The organism is Pseudoalteromonas sp. CNC9-20 (assembly GCF_022347875.1).
GTDB classification, from domain to species: domain Bacteria; phylum Pseudomonadota; class Gammaproteobacteria; order Enterobacterales; family Alteromonadaceae; genus Pseudoalteromonas; species Pseudoalteromonas ruthenica.
The window spans coordinates 55,049-79,470 of sequence record NZ_JAKRFS010000004.1; the positions used below are offsets into that span (position 1 = coordinate 55,049).

General features: G+C 47.6%; 22 protein-coding genes. 15 read left to right on the forward strand and 7 right to left on the reverse strand.

Translation table 11 applies throughout. From position 1 onward, the window contains the following. The first annotated feature begins 1 nt into the window (after position 1). Positions 2-766 carry a type II secretion system protein N gene (locus MHM89_RS10500; RefSeq protein ID WP_151173536.1) on the forward strand — a complete coding sequence of 255 codons (765 nt, stop codon included), beginning with the start codon at positions 2-4 and terminating at the stop codon, positions 764-766. Next, the gene (locus MHM89_RS10505) at positions 766-1,371 is read left to right on the forward strand and encodes a UPF0149 family protein (RefSeq protein WP_239385622.1); all 606 of its coding nucleotides are present in this window, start codon (positions 766-768) and stop codon (positions 1,369-1,371) included. The genes MHM89_RS10500 and MHM89_RS10505 overlap by 1 nt, the downstream gene beginning before the upstream one ends. 197 nt (positions 1,372-1,568) lie before the next feature. On the opposite strand, the gene MHM89_RS10510 is transcribed toward MHM89_RS10505, so the two are convergent. Beyond that, positions 1,569-1,910, reverse strand: coding sequence for a hypothetical protein (locus MHM89_RS10510; RefSeq protein ID WP_022943747.1), 342 nt, complete (start codon positions 1,908-1,910; stop codon positions 1,569-1,571). A 187-nt stretch (positions 1,911-2,097) separates the two neighbouring features. Between MHM89_RS10510 and ccoG the strand changes: the two genes are divergently transcribed. The 4 genes from ccoG to MHM89_RS10530 are packed head-to-tail and all read left to right on the forward strand — an operon-like array spanning position 2,098 to position 5,816. Beyond that, on the forward strand, positions 2,098-3,531 hold the full coding sequence (ccoG, locus tag MHM89_RS10515; RefSeq protein ID WP_239408752.1) for a cytochrome c oxidase accessory protein CcoG: 1,434 nt from the start codon (positions 2,098-2,100) through the stop codon (positions 3,529-3,531). Position 3,532: 1 nt separating this feature from the next. After that, positions 3,533-4,510 carry a serine/threonine protein kinase gene (locus MHM89_RS10520; protein ID WP_239408753.1) on the forward strand — a complete coding sequence of 326 codons (978 nt, stop codon included), beginning with the start codon at positions 3,533-3,535 and terminating at the stop codon, positions 4,508-4,510. Positions 4,511-4,550: 40 nt separating this feature from the next. After that, positions 4,551-5,171, forward strand: a complete 621-nt coding sequence (locus MHM89_RS10525) for a thiol:disulfide interchange protein DsbA/DsbL (protein ID WP_026110942.1) — start codon at positions 4,551-4,553, stop codon at positions 5,169-5,171. A 12-nt stretch (positions 5,172-5,183) separates the two neighbouring features. After that, complete coding sequence (locus tag MHM89_RS10530; RefSeq protein ID WP_239408754.1) at positions 5,184-5,816, forward strand: thiol:disulfide interchange protein DsbA/DsbL; 633 nt, start codon at positions 5,184-5,186, stop codon at positions 5,814-5,816. 65 nt (positions 5,817-5,881) lie between these two features. Here the strand turns inward: MHM89_RS10530 and trmA are convergent, their stop codons facing one another. Continuing rightward, a complete protein-coding gene (gene trmA / locus MHM89_RS10535; protein ID WP_239408755.1) occupies positions 5,882-6,979 on the reverse strand; it encodes a tRNA (uridine(54)-C5)-methyltransferase TrmA in 1,098 nt (365 codons plus the stop codon). A 195-nt stretch (positions 6,980-7,174) separates the two neighbouring features. Between trmA and MHM89_RS10540 the strand changes: the two genes are divergently transcribed. From MHM89_RS10540 to MHM89_RS10560, 5 genes are all read left to right on the forward strand, one after another. Next, positions 7,175-8,326: a DUF5610 domain-containing protein gene (locus MHM89_RS10540; RefSeq protein WP_239408756.1), complete on the forward strand. Its 1,152-nt coding sequence runs from the start codon at positions 7,175-7,177 to the stop codon at positions 8,324-8,326. Positions 8,327-8,697: 371 nt separating this feature from the next. Next, a complete protein-coding gene (locus tag MHM89_RS10545) occupies positions 8,698-9,759 on the forward strand; it encodes an OmpA family protein (protein ID WP_045979110.1) in 1,062 nt (353 codons plus the stop codon). A gap of 257 nt (positions 9,760-10,016) precedes the next feature. Further along, positions 10,017-12,614, forward strand: a complete 2,598-nt coding sequence (gene acnB, locus MHM89_RS10550; protein WP_022945501.1) for a bifunctional aconitate hydratase 2/2-methylisocitrate dehydratase — start codon at positions 10,017-10,019, stop codon at positions 12,612-12,614. A gap of 229 nt (positions 12,615-12,843) precedes the next feature. Then, the gene (locus MHM89_RS10555) at positions 12,844-13,476 is read left to right on the forward strand and encodes a 2OG-Fe dioxygenase family protein (protein ID WP_022945502.1); all 633 of its coding nucleotides are present in this window, start codon (positions 12,844-12,846) and stop codon (positions 13,474-13,476) included. Positions 13,477-13,485: 9 nt separating this feature from the next. Then, a complete protein-coding gene (locus MHM89_RS10560; protein ID WP_239408757.1) occupies positions 13,486-14,727 on the forward strand; it encodes a cysteine desulfurase-like protein in 1,242 nt (413 codons plus the stop codon). Between the two features lie 40 nt (positions 14,728-14,767). Here MHM89_RS10560 and MHM89_RS10565 read toward each other — a convergent pair whose 3' ends face one another. Then, the gene (locus MHM89_RS10565) at positions 14,768-15,472 is read right to left on the reverse strand and encodes a 2OG-Fe(II) oxygenase (RefSeq protein WP_022945504.1); all 705 of its coding nucleotides are present in this window, start codon (positions 15,470-15,472) and stop codon (positions 14,768-14,770) included. A 27-nt stretch (positions 15,473-15,499) separates the two neighbouring features. Between MHM89_RS10565 and MHM89_RS10570 the strand changes: the two genes are divergently transcribed. Further along, entirely contained in the window at positions 15,500-15,892 is a 393-nt protein-coding gene (locus MHM89_RS10570) for a thioesterase family protein (RefSeq protein ID WP_022945505.1), read from the forward strand. A gap of 137 nt (positions 15,893-16,029) precedes the next feature. On the opposite strand, the gene MHM89_RS10575 is transcribed toward MHM89_RS10570, so the two are convergent. Genes MHM89_RS10575 through MHM89_RS10585 form a run of 3 tightly spaced genes read right to left on the reverse strand, consistent with a single transcriptional unit; the run spans position 16,030 to position 16,762 of the window. Beyond that, the gene (locus MHM89_RS10575) at positions 16,030-16,257 is read right to left on the reverse strand and encodes a hypothetical protein (protein WP_151173531.1); all 228 of its coding nucleotides are present in this window, start codon (positions 16,255-16,257) and stop codon (positions 16,030-16,032) included. After that, entirely contained in the window at positions 16,254-16,523 is a 270-nt protein-coding gene (locus MHM89_RS10580) for a hypothetical protein (RefSeq protein ID WP_235419472.1), read from the reverse strand. The genes MHM89_RS10575 and MHM89_RS10580 overlap by 4 nt, the downstream gene beginning before the upstream one ends. A gap of 11 nt (positions 16,524-16,534) precedes the next feature. Further along, entirely contained in the window at positions 16,535-16,762 is a 228-nt protein-coding gene (locus MHM89_RS10585; protein ID WP_022945508.1) for a hypothetical protein, read from the reverse strand. Between the two features lie 266 nt (positions 16,763-17,028). Here MHM89_RS10585 and MHM89_RS10590 point away from each other — a divergent pair, with 266 nt between their 5' ends. Next, a complete protein-coding gene (locus MHM89_RS10590) occupies positions 17,029-19,164 on the forward strand; it encodes a winged helix-turn-helix domain-containing protein (RefSeq protein WP_239408758.1) in 2,136 nt (711 codons plus the stop codon). A gap of 45 nt (positions 19,165-19,209) precedes the next feature. Here the strand turns inward: MHM89_RS10590 and uvrA are convergent, their stop codons facing one another. Beyond that, on the reverse strand, positions 19,210-22,032 hold the full coding sequence (uvrA, locus tag MHM89_RS10595; RefSeq protein ID WP_151173528.1) for an excinuclease ABC subunit UvrA: 2,823 nt from the start codon (positions 22,030-22,032) through the stop codon (positions 19,210-19,212). A 242-nt stretch (positions 22,033-22,274) separates the two neighbouring features. Here uvrA and MHM89_RS10600 point away from each other — a divergent pair, with 242 nt between their 5' ends. Together MHM89_RS10600 and ssb are read left to right on the forward strand one after the other, a co-directional pair. Then, positions 22,275-23,642, forward strand: coding sequence for an MFS transporter (locus MHM89_RS10600; RefSeq protein ID WP_239408759.1), 1,368 nt, complete (start codon positions 22,275-22,277; stop codon positions 23,640-23,642). A gap of 19 nt (positions 23,643-23,661) precedes the next feature. Then, positions 23,662-24,354 carry a single-stranded DNA-binding protein gene (gene ssb, locus MHM89_RS10605; protein WP_239408760.1) on the forward strand — a complete coding sequence of 231 codons (693 nt, stop codon included), beginning with the start codon at positions 23,662-23,664 and terminating at the stop codon, positions 24,352-24,354. The last annotated feature ends 68 nt before the right edge of the window (positions 24,355-24,422 follow it).

A 24,422-nucleotide genomic window follows, 5' to 3' on the forward strand; every position in this document is an offset into this window, starting at 1 on the left:
TATGTCTGTGAAGAAAGCATTCGCTCTGGGAAGCTTATTTTTACTATCTTTTATCATCTTTGCTGTGGCTTTATTTCCCGCCTCTATCGCGCTTAATTTGGCGGCTAAGCAATTGCCGCCAGGATTACAGCTAGGGCCAGCAAGCGGTACCATCTGGCAAGGACAAATAAATGGTGTGCGCTATCAAGGTCAATACCTGAGCAAAGCGCAGTGGCAAGTGAATGCCTGGGCATTACTAACAGGTAAAGCGCAAGTGGATGTCACCTTAGGGAATAAACGTAACCCTGAAGAGCTCTCTGCGGGTGGGGTGATTAATTATGGGCTGATTGAGAAGGATTTAACGGTTACTGACGCTAATGCCCGTATTCGTATAGAGCAGGCATTGGCACAAGTACAACTGCCTATTCCCACCCAAGCGCAGGGGCGGATTTTTGTTGATATTGCCCAATATCAATTGGGTCAGCCGCACTGCCAAGTTCTCGCTGGCGAAATTAGCTCACCAGATATCACCGTGAAAGGGCGCAATGGCTGGTTCAGTATTGGTGAATTAGAAGGACAGTTAGCCTGTAAAAACGGCGGCATTAGCGTGAAAGTTGATAAAGAGAATCGCCTTGGGCTTCAAGTTGATGCGGGCCTTAACGAGCGTAGTCAACTTACAGCAAGTGGTTTTGTAAAACCGGATGCGAGTCTACCTAAGGATGTGCATGATGCTGTACAGTTCCTCGGCAACCAAACCAGTGATGGGCGTTATAGGATCAACTTCTAATGAGCGACAGTGTGCAGCAACAACTGCAAAAATACTTGGATGAACATGACCATGCAATGGACTTTGTGCAGCTGCAAGGCTACTTGTTTGCCCTTGTGTGCGCCCCTCAGCCTATCGAGCCAGAGCAATGGTTGGTCGATGTGTTGGGCGAGCAAGCAGCGAAGAGCGATGAGAGCGTATTATTTGCGTTAATGAATGCGCAGCAACAGGTGAGCGATCAAGTTTATAGTGAGGGGTTCAACCTGCGTAAGGTTGTGCAATTGCGTCAGCCTTGGCAGCATAACTTTGCCAATGATGCACCTATACTTCTGTGGAGCCAAGGGTTTGCGATTGGTGTTAGCTATTATATTGAGCCGTTGCTAACGGCGCAGGCGGTGGATGATGACAGTCGCGAGATGTTGCTACAAGCGGTGACCGTACTGAGTTTGTTCAGTGAGCAACAAGCATTTTGCGCACAAGCGGCACAAAGTGGGCAGAGCGAGCAACAGTTTGCCGAAGTCTTGTTCGATATGATGGCCGACTTTAGCCTCGGCTTTGCTGAGCTGATTGAGCTTGTCGCAGTGCAAAGTGGCTTATTTGATGATGAGCAAGAATGGGACGGCTAGGATAGCTGTAATAGCACGTCGGTACAGCCCTTTTCGCACCGTGCGCTCGCATAGCCCGGCTCACCCAGAGCTAGGATGACTTTTCCGTGGCAGTGCTCGCAGCGCACCTCTTGACCTTTAGACAGTCGCTGTAGCAATTTTTTTTGCTGCACAAACGACTGGCTTTGCTTTTTGGTCAGTGACGAGAAATCCATAACTTAGTGGGTGCTGGCGATGACCGAGCAGCTTTGGCGCAAAGCATCACCAAACAGATATTCATTAAGCTCGCGATTTAAACAGTATTTACGCTCCCATGCGTACATGCCATTGACGGTATTCAAAGCAGAGGCTAGGTGTTGATCCTGTTTGTCTGTCAAGCGTACCTGTTGGCGAATTTGCTCTAGGGCTCGTTTGGCTTTGACTTCTTTGTTTACTTTACTGGCCGCGCTCAAATCGGACATGGTCTGATTAAACAGCTTGTCGCGGGGGCCTTTTACTATCGGGTGGTCTATGGTGAAAAAAGCCAACACCAAAAAAATAATAACCAATAACTTCTTCATAACTAAACCTTGATCTAGGTAACTGCGAGCGCAGCCCTAGTTTAGTAAACTCTGTGTTTTAAAAGCAAGCAAAAGCCATGATATATGCCTGCAAAGGCATCATTTTTGTCGCTAAATTGATATACTTGCACTCTAAGCAGTTAAACTAACTGTCCCCTTCCTAAAAACGTGGCGTTGAGGAAAGACAATGGATAAAGAGCAGCGGATCAAGGTAAAAAATATCCCTACTGACGTGAAGATAGAAAAGCCCAGTGCGGCGCAAAGCGATCGATTTAATCCCCGTAACCGCATTTACGTTCGCGCTGTAACAGGCCTCCATCAATTGTTACGTCAACGTATTGGTCTGGTAGGAATGTTGGTCTTTATGTTACTTCCTTGGATTAATTACAATGGCCAGCAAGCAGTGTTGTTCGATTTAATGAACCAGCACTTCACCATTTTTGGGCTGACGTTTTTACCGCAAGACCTCACCATTCTCGCGTTTATTTTTATGATTGCTGCCTTTGCGCTGTTTTTGGTGACTACCTTTTACGGCCGAGTATGGTGTGGTTATACCTGCCCGCAAACCGTGTGGACGTTTATTTTTATTTGGTTCGAAGAGAAGATAGAGGGCACTGCAAACCAGCGTAAAAAGTTGGATCAACGCCCCATGGACTTTGATAAGTTTTGGCGTAAAACAGCCAAGCATGGTAGCTGGCTTCTTTTTTCTCTCTATACCGCTATTACCTTCGTTGGCTACTTCACTCCGATTCGTGAGTTGTTGCCCGACTTTTTTACCTTTTCAGCCGGTGGTTATGCGGTATTAAGTATTGCTGTCTTTACGCTATGCACCTACGGTAATGCTGGGTGGATGCGCGAAATCATGTGTTTGCATATTTGTCCTTACTCACGTTTCCAATCAGCCATGTTTGATAAAGATACCTTCACAGTCAGTTACGATGCTAAGCGCGGTGAGAAACGTGGTCCACGTGGGCGCAAACAAGATCCAAAGGAACTGGGTTTGGGCGATTGCATCGACTGTAACTTGTGTGTGCAAGTGTGCCCGACCGGCATCGATATTCGTAACGGCCTACAGTATGAGTGTATAAACTGTGGCGCCTGTATTGATGCCTGCGATGGCGTGATGGATAAAATGAATTATCCACGCGGGCTCATCTCCTACACCACCGAGCGCAATCTTGAAGCGTCGGCAGAGAAAACTAAACCCGTTCGTGGCAAGCTGATTGGCTATTCAGTCATTCTATTTATTCTTATTGGTGCGCTGGCGGCCAATATTATGATGCGCGTGCCGATGGACTTAGACATTATCCGCGATCGTAATCAGCTGTATCGGGTCAATATGGAAGGCTTGGTAGAGAACACCTATACCTTAAAGATTCTTAATAAAGCCCAGCAGGAACAGCGCTTTAGAGTCGAAGTACAGGGGCTGGAGCATTATCAAGTGATTGGTGAGCAGGAGTTCACCGTGCAGCCGGGGCGCTCCCACAATGCACCGTTGTCGGTGATCATTGACCCTTATGACTTACGTAAGCCAATGACCGAATTTGAGTTTGTGCTTTATCCAGTGGATAGCCCTGACACTCAGCTTAAGCAATCCAGCAACTTCTTTAAAGGGCGCTAATGTGAGCGAGTTTAGTTTTGCATCTTTGACACCTGACACCATTTTAGATGCCCTTGATTCGGTTGAGGTGTATGCCGAGTCGGGGTTATTAGCACTCAACAGCTATGAGAATCGGGTGTATCAATTTTTGGCAGAGGATAAGCGCCGCTATGTTGTAAAGTTCTATCGCCCAGAGCGTTGGAGCGATGCACAAATTTTGGAAGAGCACCGCTTCACCCAAGAATTAATGGATGCAGAGGTGCCAGTAGTGGCACCTCTGACAATCAACGGCAAAACCCTGTTTAAGCATCAAGGTTATCGTTTTACCCTGTTCCCAAGTGTGGGGGGTCGGCAGTTTGAAATGGACAATCTGGATCAGTTGGAGCAACTCGGGCGTTTAATCGGGCGGATGCATCAAACAGCTAAAGCGTCTGCTTTTGAGCAGCGACCAACGCTTGGGTGCGACGAGTATTTGCATCAAGCTAAGGTTCATTTGCAGCAAAGTAACTTGGTGAGCAAAGCCATGTCGCTGCCATTTTATACTGTACTGCAACAGGTTATTGATAAAACGGTACAACTTTATGATTGTTCGCAGAGTATTCGCTTGCATGGTGACTGTCACGCTGGCAACATTCTATGGTCTGCGGACAACACCCTGACATTCGTTGACCTTGATGACAGCCGACAAGGCCCTGCGATTCAAGATTTATGGATGATGCTCAGTGGTGACAGGCAAAATCAGTTATTGCAGCTTGATACCTTGGTTCTGGCATATGAAGAGTTTGCCGACTTCGACCATTCTCAGTTGCGATTGATTGAGCCATTGCGAGCCATGCGCATGGTGCATTATATGGGCTGGATAGCAAAACGTTGGTCAGATCCGGCGTTTGAACGGAACTTTTCTTGGTTTGCTGAAGACAAATACTGGGAACAGCAAACTCTGGCTTTAAAAGAGCAGTTGGCGGCGTTAGATGAGCCACCATTAAAACTTTTACCTTAAGCACCTGCTTTTGATGTTTAATGTATACATTGAGATGACTATGATAAAAACTTTAAAATATTCACTACTACTACTTTGCCTACCTGTTGCCGCTTGGGCAGCTGACTTTAAAGCGGGCGAGCACTATCAAGTACTTGAAGCTGAAGCGTCTGAAGCTGATAAAGTAACCGAATTTTTCTCTTTCTACTGCCCTCATTGCTTCAAGCTTGAGCCCATTGTTGGGGCGCTTGAAGAGTCACTGCCTGAAGGCGTGCCTTTAGTTAAGAGCCATGTAAACTTCTTACGTATTGATAAAGATGCGCAAAACCGCCTAACTCGGGCTTACCTCGTTGCCAAAGAAGAAGGTAAAGATGCCGAAGTAGCGCAGGCGATTTTCGATAGCATTCACCGTCAACGCGAGCCATTACAAACGCAAGAGTCTGTGGAAGCATTGCTCGCAGAGCAAGGCATTGATGCCCAACGTTTCGCTATGCTTGCTGCGAGCGAGCCTGTTGTAAATGGCGAGAAAGAAGCCGTGGATGACCAAACAACTTACTCAAAGCTAGGTGCTTTGACCGGTGTGCCAACACTCATCGTTAACGATAAGTACAAAGTGCATGTGCATAAAGTGGCATCGCAACAAGAGCTAAACGAGCTCGTAAACTATTTATTAGAAAAATAATCGGAGTACTCGATGAAGAAGTTCATTGCTTTAGCCATGATGGCATTGGCGCTGCCCATCAGTTCGATTGCGGCACAGTTTGAAGAAGGCACGCACTATGAAGTGGTTTCGGACAGAGCTAGCCGTAAGCCGGAAGTGAAAGAGTTTTTCTCTTTCTATTGCCCCGCATGTAACGCCTATGAAGGCTTGCTTATGGATGTAAAACCTAAGCTCAGCAAAGATGTTGATTTTAAGAAAAGCCACGTTAACTTCATGGGCGGCCGCAGCACCGAGAATCAAGATATGCTGTCACAAGCACTCGCGACTGCTGAAGTGCTGCCGCAAAAAGATAAGCTGATTGCAGCCATCTTCAGTCATATCCACACTAAGCGCGCTAAGTTTAACGAAGTCGCTGATGTGAAAGATATTTTTGTTGCCAACGGCGTAGATGGCGACAAGTTTGACAAGCTATTTAAAGGCTTTGCTATTCGCACCAAAGCCTCGAAGATGCAGCGCGATCAAGAATACTTTAAAGAAAAAGGGGCCCTACGCGGTGTTCCTACCTTTATTGTTAATGGTAAATATCGCCTACTATTAGGTCGTGAGTCAGGTGTTACCGACCCCGAAGATATTGCCGCACTGATTAACTTTCTTGCGAAAAAATAAGTTAAGAAAGGCACAAAAAAACCGCATTTAATGATGCGGTTTTTTTATTCTGCAAATAGTGTCAGCTACTTGCGAGTGAGAAACACACCGGATTCAATATGATGGGTGTAAGGGAACTGATCAAAAATCGCGAATCGCGTTACCTTATGAGTACTTGCTAGCCTATCTAAGTCGCGCTCTAATGTGTCTGGGTTACAGGAGATGTAGATAATATTGTCATACTCACTCACCAACTTACAGGTTAACTCATCCATACCAGCACGCGGCGGATCAACCAAGATGGTCTGGCAGTTATACTCTTGTAAGTCGATGTCTTTTAAGCGGCTAAAGCTACGTTCTTGACGCATAGCTTGGGTAAACTCCTCGCTACTCATACGAATAATATCGAGGTTAGTCACCTTATTAGCAGCGATATTGTACTGTGCCGATTTAACCGATGACTTCGAAATTTCTGTGGCCAATACGCGATTGAAAGACCCTGCTAAGGCGACTGAGAAGTTACCATTACCGCAATAAAGCTCGAGCAAATCATTATTCAAAGGGGCGCACACATCTTGAGCCCAGCCCAGCATTAGCTCGTTCACCTTGGCATTGGGTTGGGTAAAGCTGTTTTCTACTTGCTGATAAACGTACTGCAGGCCATTTACCTGCAAGCGCTCGATAACATAGTCATTTCCTAACACTTCTTTTTGTTTGCGAGCACGGCCAATGAGCTCAACATTAAAGCGTTGTTGTAATCTTGCTTGTAATTCCTTGGCACCAGCTAGCCATTGCTCGTTGAGTGGCTTGTGGTAAAGCAGGCTCACCAACGCCTCACCGCTTAGCGTCGTGAGGTAATCGATTTGAAACAGTTTACGGCGCATCAACTCATCATCTTTGAGCTCGTTGATAAGCGCGCTCATAAGGTCATTGATTAGCGGCGCACCCGGGTCAAACTGATCAACGCGGATCTTCTCTTTGCTTACAGGGTCAAACATAATGTGGTAGAGCTCGTCCTGATCATGCCATACTCTAAACTCAGCGCGTTGACGGTAATGCTTCGGCGGCGAAGCAAACACTTCAAGCTGTTGCACACCAAAGCGCGAAAACTGTGTCGTGATTCGTTGTTGTTTTTCTGTTAGCTGCGCGTCATAGGTGCTGGTATCGATATCAATTACTGGCATGCAAACCTCTCGTTATTAAGTGCGCCGCTATTGTAGGCAGTTGCCACGGTTTGTCCAGTATCGGCCATTACAAAGTGCACAAAATTTCTACAGTTTCTGTGCGTGCTGCCGATAACAGCGGTAGTAGTATATTAATTGACTCATGAATGTGTGCTGCCAAGGCTTGGCAACCACTGCAGAGGAGGGCCTTAGCTCATGAAAATTAGCGATTTAAATCATATCTTTAACCAAAGCAATCGTTCTGGTTTAAAAAATAAAGGTGATGCGCCGGCACAGCCCGCGATTAACTCTCCGAGGTTTGATAGTTACTCATCGGGTTATGGCCAAGTGGGTGCCAAGGTATTGAATGACAAATTGGCGCAAGCGTTAGGTCTCGAACAGCCAAAACAGCAAAGCAAGCCGTTATTTGACTTCGAAGAGGTAGTGAAAAATGTGCTGCAGTTTGTCACTGGTGCGGTGAAAAAAGCGAAAGCCGATGGCGCCAATGACGACAAGTTACAAGAAATGCTGGCGCAAGCGCGCGAAGGCGTGCAAACCGGTATTGATGATGCCTACGGTGAGCTTGAAGATGCTGGGCTACTCAACGACGAAATTAAAACCGGCATTGAGCAGTCACAAAAAGGTATTGAAGAAGGGCTCAATGAGTTTGAGCAATCGCTTTTTGGCGAGCAAAGTATTGGTAATGGCGTAGCGGTAAGCCAAGCCCAGTATATGCAGCTACAAAATAATGCCGAGTATCGTTTTACTACCGCTGAAGGCGATGAAGTGGTCGTTAGTTTAGCGCAAAACTACCAAGCTGGTGCGGCAGCCAGTTTATTTGCCCCCGGCGAAAAGCAAGGGTCTGGCTATGCATCTGAACAGTTTGAGAAGCAGGAATTAAACTTCACGTTATCGGTTAATGGCGAATTAAATGAAGACGAGCAGCAAGCTGTAAATGATTTCATGGCACTACTGCAAGGCGTAAGTGAAGACTTCTTTAGCGGCCAATATGATGAGGCGTTCAATAAAGCCAGTGAGTTGCAGCTAGATAACCCAGAGCTAGTCGCCTTCTCTATGGATCTGACACAAACTAAAACTCGTGCTGCAATAAGAGAGTATGAGCGCACGGCTCCAGGTAAGGAAGTTGCCAAAGAGCTGCAACCTTTCAATGAGTCGCTGAAAGAGGCATACAAGCAGGCCGGTGACTTAGGGCTGCAAAATGAGCTATCGGGGTTGATGCTTTGGCTCAATCAAGATAAAGAGCAAGAGAAAGTGCAGGAGTTTATTGACTACAGCAAAGCGATGTTCTCGCAGCTGGAGCAGCTGTTAAAAGACTCACCATCGACCCCCAGCGACGACAGCGAGTAATAGACAAAAAGCACCATTCGGTGCTTTTTTAATGCCTTGGTTACATTCAGTTCATAGTACTTTAATATGATGCTCAGCAGCTATTCAGCAAACCTGTGTTTAAATTTGAAGTACAAGGTGGGGCTAAGCTTTTGTTTTTGCTTCACTGCGGTCTACACTTTGGGTGTGGAAATGAACTGTTGGCTTGGACCACGACGTAAACCACATTGATTAATGTGGCTACGATAAGAGCAAGAAATGCCAGCTAATAAAGTCAATAACAATCGAACGAGCTCAGATTTATGAAGCAGTATTAGCCGCTTTTTCAATCTGGTGTGTGATGCACAAATGCTAAGCGCGTGCTCGATAATCGTTAACATGGGATGGATACAATGAAAATCAAATCACTCTCTGCAGCTATTGTACTGGCTTTCGCAACTCAAGGCGTTATGGCTGACGAACAAACAAACCCGCAAGAAGGCCTCCATATTGGTGTTTTTGGGGATTATTTCTGGGCCGATTGGGATCGCATCGATGGTGCGCCTGTAGGCACTGAAATTGGCGAATCTTTTGGCTCAGGTGTTGAAGTGGGTTATCGCTTTAACGAATATTGGACTGCACGCCTAGAGTTCGCTGCACTCGAGCTTGATATTGAAAATACCGACAATCATAAAACCGGCGAGCGTTATGGTGCGGACGTACTATACCACTTTAACGATACCGTTTATGGTGTGTTGGGTGCTAAGAAGTTTGATGTTTATAACGACTTCAATGCGGCAAATCTAGGTGTAGGTTTTCGCCATCACCTAACTTATAACTGGGCTGCCTATGGTGAAGCAAATTACTACGAAGGCTTGAACCAAAATCACTCAGACTTCGGCCTTAAACTAGGTCTTAGCTATCACTTTGGCGATAAGCCGCAGCCGAAAAAAGTAGAGCCGGCGCCAGAGCCTGTTGTTGCTCCAGTAGTGAAAGAAGAGCCGAAAGACAGCGATAAAGACGGTGTTATTGACGCGCGAGATAATTGCGCAAATACACCTATGACCGATGCGGTGGATGAGAACGGCTGTACTCGTTACATGGAAAAAGGCGATAAAGTGAGCTTGTTAGTGCGCTTCCCACATGATAACTCAGACGTAAACCAGCGTTACTTTGATGATATTCAAGAAGTGGCTGACTTTATGAAAGAGTACCCAAAAACCACAGTGCTATTGGAAGGTCACGCCTCTGCAGTGGGTGATGCCGCTTACAACAAAACGCTCTCTAAAAAGCGTGCCGATCATGTAGCGAACCAGCTTATCGACGACGGCATTGCCGAGTCGCGCATCAATACGGTGGGCTTCGGTGAAGAGCGCTTGTTAAACGATGCAAACACTGCACAAGCACATGCGCAAAACCGTCGCGTTGAAGCACATATCTCTGTAACTGAACGCGTAAAAGTAAATCGCAACTAAGTATTATCTGATGAAAAAGCCCAGCGCGATGCTGGGCTTTTTTGTTGCAAATAATTATTACTCAACATTCACCACTTTATATCTTCTCTCAATTGATATTCATCAAATTTATAGTGACTATTTCCTTACTGGGCAATGGCAGCAATTTTCTTCTATCTTTAAAGCCTTTATAATTGTATTCGTGTCAAAATTTTATAAATAGCACGTAAGCGCTTTGGCGATACGCGCTGTTTTCACGTCACCAAGAGGGCAAAATTGTGCTTCAAGAATATCGTAAACATGTTGAAGAGCGTGCAGCCCAAGGTATTGTGCCTGCACCACTAGATGCTCAGCAAACAGCTGACTTAATCGAACTTATTAAGAACCCACCAGCCGGTGAAGAAGAATTCATTTTAGACTTACTTGTAAACCGTGTACCACCTGGTGTGGATGACGCGGCTTACGTAAAAGCAGGTTTCCTTGCTGCAGTTGCTAAAGGCGAAACGCAAACGCCACTTATTGATAAAGAAAAAGCAGCAGAGCTACTAGGTACTATGCTTGGCGGTTACAATATTGCGCCAATGGTAGACCTTCTTGATGACGACGCTTTAGCACCGATTGCCGTAAAGGGCTTGTCACACACTTTACTTATGTTCGACGCGTTTTATGACGTGGAAGAAAAAGCTAAAGCAGGTAATAAGTACGCGCAGCAAGTTATCGAATCATGGGCAAATGCTGAGTGGTTTGAGAAAAAGCCAGCAGTACCAGAGAAAATCTCTGTTACCGTGTTCAAGGTAACCGGTGAGACTAACACCGATGACCTTTCTCCAGCCCCTGATGCGTGGTCACGTCCTGATATTCCATTGCATGCTTTGGCAATGCTGAAAAATGAGCGTGATGGCATTAACCCTGATAAAAACGGTGAAGTAGGTCCTATTTCACAGCTAGAAGAGCTAAAAACAAAAGGCTTACCACTTGCCTATGTAGGTGATGTTGTAGGTACTGGTTCTTCACGTAAATCAGCGACTAACTCAGTACTTTGGTTTATGGGTGAAGACATTCCTCACGTACCGAATAAGCGTGTTGGTGGTGTTTGTCTTGGCGGTAAAATTGCCCCTATTTTCTTCAACACCATGGAAGATTCGGGCGCGCTACCAATCGAGTTAAATGTTGATGACATGAATATGGGCGATCAAATTGATATCTACCCATATGAAGGTGTGGTGAAGCGCCACGGTACCGATGACGTGATCAGCACTTTCGAACTTAAATCTGACGTGATTCTTGACGAAGTGCGTGCTGGCGGTCGTATCCCACTGATTGTGGGTCGTGGCCTTACCGATAAAGCGCGTGCCTCATTGGGTATGGAACCGGAAGATATTTTCCGTAAGCCGAAGATCATCACCGACTCAGGTAAGGGCTTTACCCTAGCGCAGAAGATGGTTGGTCGCGCTTGTAACATGCCAGGTGTTCGCCCAGGGCAATACTGCGAGCCGAAGATGACTACCGTGGGTTCACAAGACACCACCGGTCCAATGACGCGTGATGAGCTTAAAGACTTAGCTTGCCTTGGTTTCTCTGCTGATTTAACCATGCAGTCTTTCTGCCACACTTCTGCCTACCCGAAACCAATCGATGTGAAAACGCACCACACGCTGCCTGATTTCATCATGAACCGTGGCGGTGTATCACTGCGCCCAGGCGATGGTGTTATTCACTCTTGGCTTAACCGTATGCTACTTCCAGATACAGTCGGTACGGGTGGTGACTCACACACTCGTTTCCCTCTAGGTATTTCATTCCCAGCGGGTTCTGGTGCGGTTGCGTTTGCAGCGGCGACTGGGGTTATGCCACTGGATATGCCTGAGTCTGTATTGGTGCGCTTTAAAGGTGAAATGCAGCCAGGTATCACGCTACGTGACCTTGTCCATGCTATTCCTTATTACGGCATCAAAGAGGGTCTGCTTACCGTTGAGAAGAAAGGTAAGATCAACGAATTCTCTGGCCGCATTCTTGAAATTGAAGGTGTTGAGCACCTTACTGTTGAGCAAGCATTCGAGCTCTCTGATGCATCAGCGGAGCGTAGTGCCGCTGGTTGTACCGTGAAGCTTAGCCGTGAATCAATCGCTGAATACCTAGAATCAAACATTGTCATGTTGAAGTGGATGATCTCTGAAGGTTACGGCGATGTACGTACTATTGAGCGTCGTATTAAAGCGATGGAAGAGTGGCTTGCCAACCCAGAGCTAATGGAAGCGGACAAAGACGCAGACTATAAGCACGTGATTGAAATTGATCTTGCAGAGATCAAAGAGCCAATCCTGTGTGCGCCAAACGATCCAGATGATGCACGTTTACTTTCTGACGTAACCGGTGAGAAAATCGACGAAGTATTCATCGGTTCATGTATGACTAACATCGGTCACTTCCGTGCCGCTGGTAAGCTTCTTGATAACTACGGCGGTCGTTTGCCAACTCAACTTTGGGTTGCGCCACCAACGAAGATGGACCGTGACCAGCTAACAGATGAAGGTTACTACGGTATCTTTGGCCGTGTCGGCGCTCGTATTGAAACACCAGGGTGTTCACTGTGTATGGGTAACCAAGCTCGTGTTGCTGATAAAGCGACTGTGGTGTCTACTTCAACGCGTAACTTCCCGAACCGTTTAGGTACTGGTGCTAATGTATTCTTGGCTTCTGCTGAACTTGCAGCGGTAGCGGCGATTTTGGGTAAACTACCTACGCCTCAGGAATACCAAGAGTATGCCGAGAAGATCAATGCGACAGCGGCTGATACGTATCGCTACTTGAACTTCCATAAAATGCCTCAGTACACCAAAAAAGCGGATGAGGTCATCATCCAGCAAGCGGTGTAATGCAGCGTTAAATAAAAAAGCCCACGCAAGTGGGCTTTTTTATGCTCAAAACAAAGTTGATTAGGTGTTTATTTTTTCACTGCATAAAAATATTAGATTATTTACCTATTATATTCATATGTATGCATTTTTGATGCAAAAACACATAAACTAACTGGGTAAATAAAATCAAACCACCACCGAAAATAGCTTAAGATCCCCGCAAATTTGCATAAAAGGCAGGATCTTTATGACAACGTTAAATAATCAGAACCTTCTCCAGCTTCGTTTTATCGACCAAGCTCATATCGACGCAGTAAAGCCTTCGTTTGATAATCTTCCCGACAACCCGTATGCCGATGGTGCATTTCGTAAGCGTCGCTACTCAGTGGTTAAAATGCAGCAAGGCGAGCTTACGCTACAGCCGACTAAAGCCTTTGTTCAGGATGACTCCATCAATAACTTCCAAGGCAATATTGAGCGTACCTACGAGAATCTAGAACAGTCGCTGTTGGCCAGTGCAGGCATGAAGCGCATTGTGGAAGAGTTTCGCACCATGACCGGCATCAGTGATGACCGTGATATTGAAATTCACCAGTTCCGCATGCTGGCAATTGAAAGTGACACGCCGCCGGCACCTGAAGGTGTGCATCAAGATGGCTTTGACCATGTCTGTGTATGTGGCGTATCGCACGAAAACCTAGAAGGCGGAGAGCTGCTGGTGTATGAGCATAAAGAAGCGAAACCGTGTTTTAAAATGGAGATCAAAGACGGCATGTTTGCGCTAATTGATGACCGCCAAGTTTGGCACAACGCCACGCCGATGAATAAAATTGATGATAGCAAGCCAGGTTACTTGGATTGCTTCGTGCTGACAGCTTAAGGGACAGCCATGAACTTAACCGAATTACGCCAGCAGTTTCCGGCGTTAATGCAGCAGGTGGATGGTCAATCTCCGATCTTTTTTGATGGTCCAGGTGGGGCGCAGGTTCCGCAGTCTGTTTTAGACGCGATGAGCAGTTACCTTGGCCACTACAATGCTAATTTGGGCGGCGCGTTTTTCTCCAGTGACAAAACCGTGGCGGTGATGAGCGCAGCGCGTCAAGCAGTGGCTGATTTACTTAATAGCCCAAGCCCTGAGCAAATTGTCTTTGGCGCCAACATGACCAGCCTGACATTCAGTTTCAGCCGCGCTTTGTCTAGAGACTGGCAAGCGAGCGATGAGATCATTGTCACCAATGCCGACCATTATTCAAATGTATCATCTTGGGTGCAGGCCGCTGAAGACAAGGGGGCGCGAGTGCATGCACTACGCGTCAACGAGCAGGACTGCACCTTGGATATGGCTCATTTCGAGCAGCTTCTTAATGACAATACTAAGCTGGTGGCAGTGACCTATGCTTCCAATACCACAGGCTCTATCAATGATATTAAGCGCATTATTGAGCTTGCTCACCAGCACGGTGCGTTAGTCTATGTGGATGCCGTGCACTACGCACCACATGAGCTTATCGATGTACAAGCCTTAGACTGTGACTTCCTTGCTTGCTCAGCTTATAAGTTCTTTGGTCCGCACGTGGGCATCGTTTACGGTAAGCGCGCTCATTTAGAGCACTTTACTCCTTACAAGGTCGCGCCGGCGAAAGATGTGGTTCCGGGGCGCTGGGAAACGGGCACACAAAGCTTCGAGGGGTTGGCCGGAGTCACCGCCGCAATAGAATATATCGCCAGTTTAAGCGGTCTTGATGCCAGCAGGCCACGTCGTCAGCGTTTGCAAGTCGCCTTTGCCAATAGCAAAGAGCATGAAATGGCGCTCAGTCGCCACTTCTTAACGCGTTTGGCGGAGTTTCCACAGATCACTCTGTATGGCATTAGCGATGTTGAACGAGTGCAACAGCGTACACCCACCTTTGCACTGACCATTGCCGGCTTCGAACCGCGCCAAATTTCGGAGTTTTTAGGCCAGCACCACCTCTGTGTATGGGATGGTAACTTTTATGCGCAAGGCCTGTGTGAGCAGCTCGGCGTGATGGATAAAGGCGGAGTCGTGCGTATCGGTTGCATGCACTATAACAGCATCGCCGAAATAGACCGCTTATTCGAGCTCTTGGCAACGCTCATTAACAACGCGTAATGATGTAGGTTAAAAGGCGGCGTAGCAGCCGCCTTTTTTGTTAGCTACTAGGCTGTCCGTAAATTTGCTCGGCACGGTTAAACAGCACCCAGGAAGTGAGAATGTATTTGTCATTGGATATTGGCTTATTGCCTCGGTGGGTGTGGGTGAAGTAACCCGGAGCAACCACCATGGTGCCACGTTTGGGTGCTATCTTACGGTTCTGATAATAAAACTCGGTTTCTCCCCCTTCGCTGACATCATTGAGATAAAACATAAACAGCAATACCCGATGCAGCGCTTCGTTGTGGCCTTGTTGGGGATATACTTCGCTGTGCCAATAGGGGTAACCGCCCTTATTCACTTCATACTTTTGCGCTTGGATATTCCCCAAACGAAACAATTGCTGTAGTAAGGTGCCCATCTGCGGCTTTGCCACTTCATCAAAGTTTTCCACCGTAACATCAACTGGCTGTCCGGTTTTGGGGTGATAAACTTTAAGGCCAAAGGCACCAATCATCATAAAAAAGTGTTCTTGCACGTAGTCCATCACGTGTCGCGCTGTTACCTGCTGGATATGTTGTAGCGCTTGAGCATACTCGGGGTGGGCATTGAGGTATAAATCGCGGCTATCTTTTTTCGCTAAATCAATACCGCCAGAGGTGCGCCCTGGCTGGGTATGCGGGCTTTGCTCAAAAAGGTCGATAAACTGACTACAAAACTCGTCACTAAGCGCGTTATCATAAACGCCAATAAAGTCTGACATGACTCAACCTTACCTTTTGGAATTATTATGCTTATTGAGAAGGTTCAGCCCCGTTTTAGCGAAACTGATGTCCTTGGACACATTAACAATACCGTACTCCCTGTATGGTTTGAAGCCGCCCGTACCCCTATTTTTAAAATCTTTACCCCCGATCTCAATCCCCACCAATGGCGGTTAATCGTCGCTAAAGTGGAAGTGACTTTTATGGGAGAGCTATTTTACGGCCAAGAGGTCGAGGTTAAGACCATGATAGAGCGTATCGGGTCAAGCTCCTTCGTCATTAAACAACAAGCTTGGCAGCATGGTGAATGTTGCGCCGAGGGAAAAACGGTGATGGTGCGCTACAATTTCAGTGATAAGACCTCTCAGCCCCTGAGCGATGATGAGCGCACTGCGCTCAGTGAGTATCTATCAGACTAACTACGCAGGCCGACATAAAGGGCCGCAGAGGCGGCGGCTGATACGATGGCAATGGCCTCTTGATGGTTTTAGTTAGCGTGCCATTGCTTATGCTTCAGCGCTCGCCCCTGCGGTCGCCCCTGCAGTCGTTCCAATATTTAGTCGATGGATTGTGGTTGCTGCTGAGGGGTGGTCGCGACCACGTAATTATAAGCATTGGCACTGTCCTGCTCGTGCCACCATGACAATTGCAACTGCTTACTATGGCGCTGTACCAGCGCGCTGCTCTCTCGCAATTGTTGCCAGTCAATGCTGCTCAATTGTGCCAACGCCAAAGTGCCAAAGAGCAACAGGTAAGGAAGTGCTTGCTTGGTTGTTTTGGTCATCTTTCTTTTTGCTCCAATTGCTGCTCAATACGTGCTCTCAGCGCGCGTTCTAATGCTTTGTCATTAACCTCAATCACTAAGCCCTGCTCTAAGCGGCGCTGCATCTTGCGCTCAAGTGTAGCCAGCGAGCGCTGCTGTTGTGTATGCGCTGGGTTTTCAGTCACCGCCGTTGCTGTATTAAGGCTCATAAGTACTTGAGCTCCGCCGGCATGCGCCGAGCTCAACGTCAGCGCTAATAGGGGGACGGATAAACTGCTGGCTCTCATCACCGTGCTCCTTAGTTGCCTTGCTGCTCGATAATGCGTTTGGCGACATCTTGGTTAATACGGCCAATAGACTCATGTAACTGCATATCAAGTTGTTGTTCTAATTTATTGTTTAATTGCGTCAAACTGGTACTTGGCAGAGTCGCTTTGGGCTGTGTATTAACTTGCGGTTCGCCAGCCTGTGTTGCTGTCGCGAGAAGAGTGCTTATTAGTAATACTGCTTGTAGTGGCTTGTTCATAATTTAATCCTCGTTATGGGTGTTGTTTGCAAAGCCGCTTGGCTGTGCCGTTTTGTTGTTATCCATATTAGGTCGAGGTTTTCGCCGCGTCGCTTATCTACATCTTACGGATTTTTCATAACTTCACATTATTTAAAATAAATATTTTAAATCATAAAGATAACCTCAAATATTATATTTAAATATAACCTTTTATAAGGTTTTGATTCACTTTTTGTTCACCTGTGTTAGCATTGCGTTGGCTTTAATCAAGGGACTTTTTTCGAGTGCAGTACAGAGTTGGACCATGGACATTACTTGAGCAGCGAGGAGTGTTGCTTAGCGGGGATATTGAGCGAGAATTAGACCCGCTGCTGATTAAGTTGATCACTTTTTTTCTCCAACGGCCGCAGCAGATTGTTACCCGTGAACAATTAATTGAGCATGTTTGGCAGCAAGGCTATGTTGATAATAATGCCATAAATCGCGCCATTTCTGAGTTGCGGAAAAAGTTAAAACACCCTGACGATCCAGCCATTTTTATAAAAACCCACTACCGCCAAGGCTATAGTTTGGTCCGTGAAGTGGCGACATTGGATAACGCTGCCAGTGCAGCTGCGCCACAAACTGCGGCGCCAGAGCTGCTTGCGCACACTCAAGTTAACACCCACGAGGACAAGCAGCCGATAACACCTACGCGCTCAAAGCCCAGTTATGCTTGGTGGAAGTATGTGGCTGCGGTGGTGTTTATCGCTGTGCTTGCTAGTGCCGCTTACACGCTGAACGGGTCTGAGTTCTTTGCATCGTCACAAACAACCGCTGTTATCGCTGAGCAAAAGCCAATGAGTCGCCACAAAGTGACCTGGAAAGTGGGCAGTGAATATGTGCCTCTTATCAACGATAGCGGACGCTTACTGGCTTACAGCAATGAAAAAGACGCATCAGGGAAAGAAGGCGCCTTTGTTCTCGATGTGATCACTCGGGACGAAGTCGCCATAACCTATAAAGATGCTGAAGTGGCCGCCCTGTCTTGGCAACATAATAGTGATACCTTGGTGATACGCGCCAGAAACGCGACTGATAGCAGTTGCCAATATTTAGCCATAGATTTCAAAAACTTCCCTGAATTAGGCGAACCTAAGCCGCTCATGGAGTGTGATCATCGTTTTGATTACAGTGGCCAATTAAGTAATGATGGTCGCTATTTTTATTTTATCCGTGGCGAGTTGTACTCGCATTATATTGGGTTATTTAGGTACGATGTATACTCGGGCACGACTTCTCAGCTGATTGCGCCTATGGCGGACAAGGTCGGTCCAGGGTCCTTGTCGTTATCTCCAGATGGAAAGCACATCGCCTATTTACAGCTGGATCTCGACTTTCAGGTAGAGGTTTATGTATACAGCTTGGATACCGGTGAAATAAAACGCATGAACTCACCGCCCGCTAGTTTTTACAGAAACTCGGCATTGGATTGGTATAACAATGAGACCTTGCTCTATGGTGATGAAAAAGGGCGGCTATTATTTATAGACATTCACAGCGCTGAAATCGCCGAGGCCTATGCCTTACCTGATGATATCAAGATGTCAGATATCAGCTATTACGACAACTCGGTGTATTACTCACCGCTTAGTCGCATAACCTATCAAGTGGTCGCTTTGGAAAGTTTTACCGAGGCGGCTCAATATCAGCAGCTTTATGCCTCCGATAGCAGTGAATATGGGTTAGTCGCTCATAGCACCGGGCACTACTTTATTTCACTACGCTCTGGCCGTCCTCAGGTATGGCACGCCAGTGACGGGCAGGTTAAGCAGATATCATTTTTAGACCACCCAGACCATGCTCTTTTGGACAACTTAAGGGTATCGCCTAGTGGCGAAAACATCGTGCTGACAGAGCAGAAAAAACCTTTCTTACTCGATGTTGAAACCGCAAAGGCAACGGCTATTAGTGAGCTTGCACACATTCCGATAATGGATTGGGCGTGGCATGAAAGTGGCCAATCGTTGTATGTGTTAAGCAAATCATCGTCACCACGGACTCTTTATCAGTTTGATTTTATCACTCGGGAGCTTAACAAGGTGCGCGAGACGGATGCCTTACAGCTAGTCACCGGTGCTAACGGCGAGGTCTTTTTGTTCAAAGATAAGACCTTAATATCATTAACGGATAATGCCCAGTACAGTGTGCCCTGTGAGCTATCAATGTCTTCTCATGTGCCTATCCATGTGCGCGATGGCTACGCCTATTCCATGGACTATACATACAACGTGTATCGTTGGGCTTTGACTGGAGAGCGGTGTGAGCAGGTGCAGCTGCCATTTGAGATACTAAGCGCGGTCCCCGATGCTGATGGGCGGATCATTATCACTCGCAAAATGAGTGAAGATAGCTCAATCAACCGCCTTATGTGGGAATAATAAGGCCTGAGTTTAAACGATTAAACTCAGGCCCGAGAGTGGGTGCTACTTGAGCATAGGTTTTAAGTATTTACCGGTATGCGAGCGCTGGCACTCGGCTACCTGTTCTGGCGTGCCAGCAACGAGAATTTCGCCCCCGCCGCTTCCTCCTTCAGGGCCTAAATCAACGATCCAGTCTGCGGTTTTGATGACATCCAGGTTATGCTCAATCACTACTATGGTATTACCGTGGTCGCGCAAACGGTGTAATACCGCCAGCAGCTGCTGAATATCATGGAAGTGCAGACCAGTCGTTGGCTCATCAAGAATGTACAAGGTTTTGCCGGTATCACGCTTGGATAATTCACGAGCGAGTTTTACCCGTTGCGCCTCACCACCGGAGAGAGTGGTTGCGGCTTGGCCAAGTCGAATATAGGACAAACCGACATCCATCAGCGTTTGCAGCTTGCGTTTTATCGCGGGGATGGCATCAAAGAACTGTCGCGCATCCTCTACCGTCATCTCTAACACTTGGTGAATATTCATGCCCTTGTAAAGCACTTCTAGGGTTTCGCGGTTATAGCGTTTGCCCTGGCAGACGTCACATGGCACGTATACATCAGGTAAAAAGTGCATTTCTACTTTAATTACGCCATCGCCTTGGCATGCCTCACACCGGCCGCCTTTAACATTGAAGCTAAAGCGGCCCACTTTGTAACCCCGTGAACGCGCCTCTTGCGTGCCTGCAAACAGCTCGCGAATTGCGGTAAAAATACCGGTGTAAGTGGCGGGGTTGGAGCGTGGCGTGCGCCCGATTGGGCTTTGATCAATATCGATAACCTTATCGAAATGATCTAAACCCTGAATATCCTTGTACGGCGCAGGTTCAACAGCGGTTGCGCCGTTCAGTTCGGTGTGCGCCACCTTAAACAAGGTATCGTTAATAAGGGTCGATTTTCCGGAACCGGAGACCCCGGTGATACAGGTCATCAAGCCAAAAGGAATACGCACATCGACGGCTTTAAGGTTATTGCCGGTGGCACCGAATAGCTCCAGCCATTTATCAGAGGCTGCATGGCGCTCTTTGGGCACGGCGATTTCTTTGCTGCCACTGAGATACTGCCCGGTTAATGAATCAGGGTTAGCCATGATTTCATCTCGGGTGCCCTCAGCAACTACATAACCACCATGTACTCCAGCGCCGGGGCCGATATCAATAACATAGTCGGCGGCGCGAATAGCATCTTCATCGTGTTCCACCACGAGAACGGTGTTGCCTAAGTCGCGCAGACGAGTCAGCGTTTGTAGCAGGCGATCGTTATCGCGTTGATGCAGGCCAATCGAGGGCTCATCAAGCACATACATCACCCCCACCAGTCCCGCTCCTATTTGGCTGGCGAGACGAATACGCTGTGCTTCCCCCCCGGAAAGGGTATCGGCGCTGCGCTCAAGCGATAGATAATTTAGACCCACATTGACGAGAAAAGACAAGCGGTCGCGAATTTCTTTGAGGATCTTATCGGCAATTTGCGCTTTTTGGCCGCTAAAATCGAGCTGCTCAAAATAGTCATAGGCTTGACCGATACTCATCAGGGTGACGGCAGGTAAGTTGGTGTCACCGATAAATACATTACGAGCCTCTTGGCGCAGTCGTGAGCCATGACAGCTCGGACAGGCTTGTGAGGTTTGGTACTTAGCCAGCTCTTCACGTACCGAGTTTGACTCGGTCTCATGGTAGCGGCGCTGCATATTGTTAAGAACGCCTTCAAACTCATGATTGCGGGTAATTAAATCGCCACGGTCATTACGGTAGCTAAAGGCTATTTTCTCCCCTCCTGAACCTTCTAGAACTACTTTTTGTGCTTGCTCATCAAGGTCTTGAAAGGGGGTGTTAAGATCAAATTGATAGTGCTCGGCGACCGATTGCAGCATTTGGAAATAGTAGAAGCTGCGTTTATCCCAGCCTTTGATAGCGCCGCCAGCAAGGCTGAGCTCACTGTTGTGAACAACGCGGTTGGGATCAAAGTACTGGCGTACCCCTAAGCCATCACAGCTTTGACAAGCACCTGCGGGGTTGTTGAAGGAAAATAACCGTGGCTCCAGCTCGCTCATGGCATAGCCACAGGTCGGGCAAGCAAAATTGGCGGAAAACACCATCTCTTCCTGTAAGGAGTCATCCATAGCGGCAACCTGAGCAACGCCCCCTGAAAGCTCAAGGGCGGTTTCAAAGGATTCGGCTAAGCGCTGTTGCTGACCCTCTTTCACCTTAAGGCGATCGACAACCACTTCAATGGTGTGTTTTTTATGTAACTCAAGCGGCGGTGGATCGGACAAGTCACAGACTTCGCCATCAATACGGGCGCGGATATAGCCTTGGGCGGCGAGTTGCTCGAGCAGCTTTACATGCTCCCCTTTACGGTTTTTCACCACTGGGGCGAGCAACATCAACTTGCTGCCCTCAGGTAACGCCAAGACTTGATCCACCATTTGGCTAATGGTTTGCGCCGCTAAGGGTAAATTATGGGTTGGACAACGTGGCTCACCAACACGGGCAAACAGCAATCGCAGGTAGTCGTATATTTCAGTGATGGTGCCCACCGTCGAGCGCGGGTTGTGTGATGTCGACTTTTGCTCAATGGAAATGGCGGGGGAGAGGCCTTCAATATGATCGACATCGGGCTTTTCCATAAGTGATAAAAACTGTCTGGCGTATGCGGAAAGCGACTCAACATAACGGCGCTGACCCTCAGCATATAACGTATCAAAAGCGAGGGAAGATTTGCCGGAGCCTGATAAGCCGGTGATGACAATCAGCTTATCGCGAGGGATTGTGAGGTTGATGTCTTTGAGGTTGTGGGTGCGTGCACCGCGAACTTCGATATTTTCCATTCTTCGCCTTTTACCCGTGCAATTTAATAGCCCGTAAGTATCGCATATTTGTACAGGATTTAGCGATGCCTTATTGACCTAAAGAGTGAATACTGTAACAACGAAAAACTCATTACGAAGCACAGCAGGGCAGGCGATCAGTGTAATATTAATGCCGCTGGGCATGTCATATTGGCGCGTGGATATGCTATCATCGCCGGCCAATAAATTTAATTTGCTTTATGGCTGCTTAGTACTTCGTCATGTCCGCATCTCAACTTAATACTGTCGAAAAACGTGCAGCGGTATCGCTAGCCAGTGTCTTTGCATTTCGTATGCTTGGGCTGTTTATGCTGATGCCGGTGTTGGCTGTCTATGGACAAAGCCTCAGTGGCTTTTCTCCGTTATGGATCGGCCTCGCGATTGGCGCTTATGGCCTTACCCAAGCGCTGTTGCAAATTCCTATGGGGTGGTTATCTGACCGCATTGGTCGCAAGCGGGTGATCATCGGTGGGTTGGTATTGTTTACCTTAGGCTCGGTGGTCGCCGCGTGTGCCGAATCCATGTATACCCTGACATTAGGGCGGGCGTTACAAGGGATGGGGGCGATTGCCAGTGCACTGTTGGCGCTTGCTGCCGACCTCAGTCGTGATGAGCAGCGTCCTAAGGTGATGGCCGTGATCGGCATGTGTATCGGCATGAGTTTTGCCGTCGCCATGCTGTTAGGGCCCATGGTTGCCGCGAGCTTCGGTGTTTCCGGGATTTTCTGGCTGACCGCTGCGCTGGCGGTGTTAGGCATGGCCATTGTTACTTGGATGGTGCCTACGGCGGTTAATCGTGCGCCCAAGGGCGAAACCAGTGTTACCCTTGCTGATGTGGGTAAGTTAGTGCGTCACCCAGACTTAGCTCGCTTAGATTTAGGGGTGCTGTTTTTGCACCTGTCACTGACGACCGTATTCGTGTCACTACCGACGCAACTGATTGCCGATGGGCTTGAAGCCGGCAAACACTGGCAATTATATATCCCCGTATTTGTGCTTTCTTTTGTGCTTATGGTGCCGATGATGATCGTTGCCGTTGCCAAGCAAAAAGAAAAACCCTTGTTTTTAGTCGCTATCGTGATGCTCATTGTGAGTATGCTTGGGCTGGTTGCGGGGGCGCATTCAGTGTATGTCATCGCGGTATGTATGATGCTGTACTTCGTGGCTTTTAACTTTCTTGAAGCCACTATGCCGGCCTTGGTATCGCGACTGTCTCCGGCGAATCAAAAAGGCTCAGCGATGGGCGTTTTTTCCTCATCGCAATTCTTGGGCGCGTTTTTAGGAGGCATTTTAGGCGGTTATGTGGCCCAAGCCGGCAGCCCTGAGATGGTGTTTGCGGCGGCTGCTGTGGTTGGGGTAATATGGCTTGTCATAGCCGCGAAAATGCGAGTGCCGCCGCGTAGCAAAATTATTAGTTTGCTTAGTGCTGTTGATTCAGAGCAGGATGCACAGCAGTTGGCGGGTCGTTTAGTGGCATTACCTGGGGTGTTAGAGGCCACGGTGGTGTGTGATGAAAATCGCAGCTATCTTAAAGTAGACGACAAAAAATTTGATTTAGAGGCGGCGCAAAGACTCGTCGCCGCAGTGTAATTTATAGGAGTAAAAATCCATGGCGCGCGGTGTTAATAAAGTAATTTTGGTGGGTAATCTGGGTCAAGATCCAGAAGTTCGCTATATGCCAAACGGCAATGGCGTAGCAAATATCAGCATTGCTACCACAGATAGCTGGAAAGATAAAAATACTGGGCAAATGCAAGAGCGTACGGAATGGCACCGCGTGGTGCTATTTGGCAAGCTGGCAGAAGTGGCGGGTGAATACCTGCGTAAGGGCTCACAGGTTTATATTGAAGGTCGCCTACAGACCCGTAAATGGACCGACCAAAGCGGTCAAGATAAATACACCACTGAGATCGTTGTCGATATGGGCGGGCAAATGCAAATGCTTGGTGGTCGTGGCGATAACCAGGGTGCTGCTTCAGGCGGTTATCAAGGTGCTCAGCAACAAGGCGGTTTTGGTGGCAATAACCAAGCACAAAGTAACCCACAGCAGGGTGCTGCGCAGCAAGGTGGTTACGGGCAGCAGCAAAGCAATAACTATGGCCAGCAACAAAGCAACCAAGGTATGCAGCAAGGCAATCAACAGCAAGGTGGCTTTGGCTCTCAGCAGAATCATCAGAGCAATCAGCATGGTGGCGGCCAGCAAGGTGGTGGCTTTGCCCCTAAACCACAAAATGCTCCCCAGGGTGGTGCTTCAAACCCTATGGAACCCCCCATTGATTTTGACGACGATATCCCGTTCTAACAACTAAAAAGTTGTGCGAAAAGCTTATTGATATCTCGCTATTTTATTCCACAAGCCCCATTCTATGG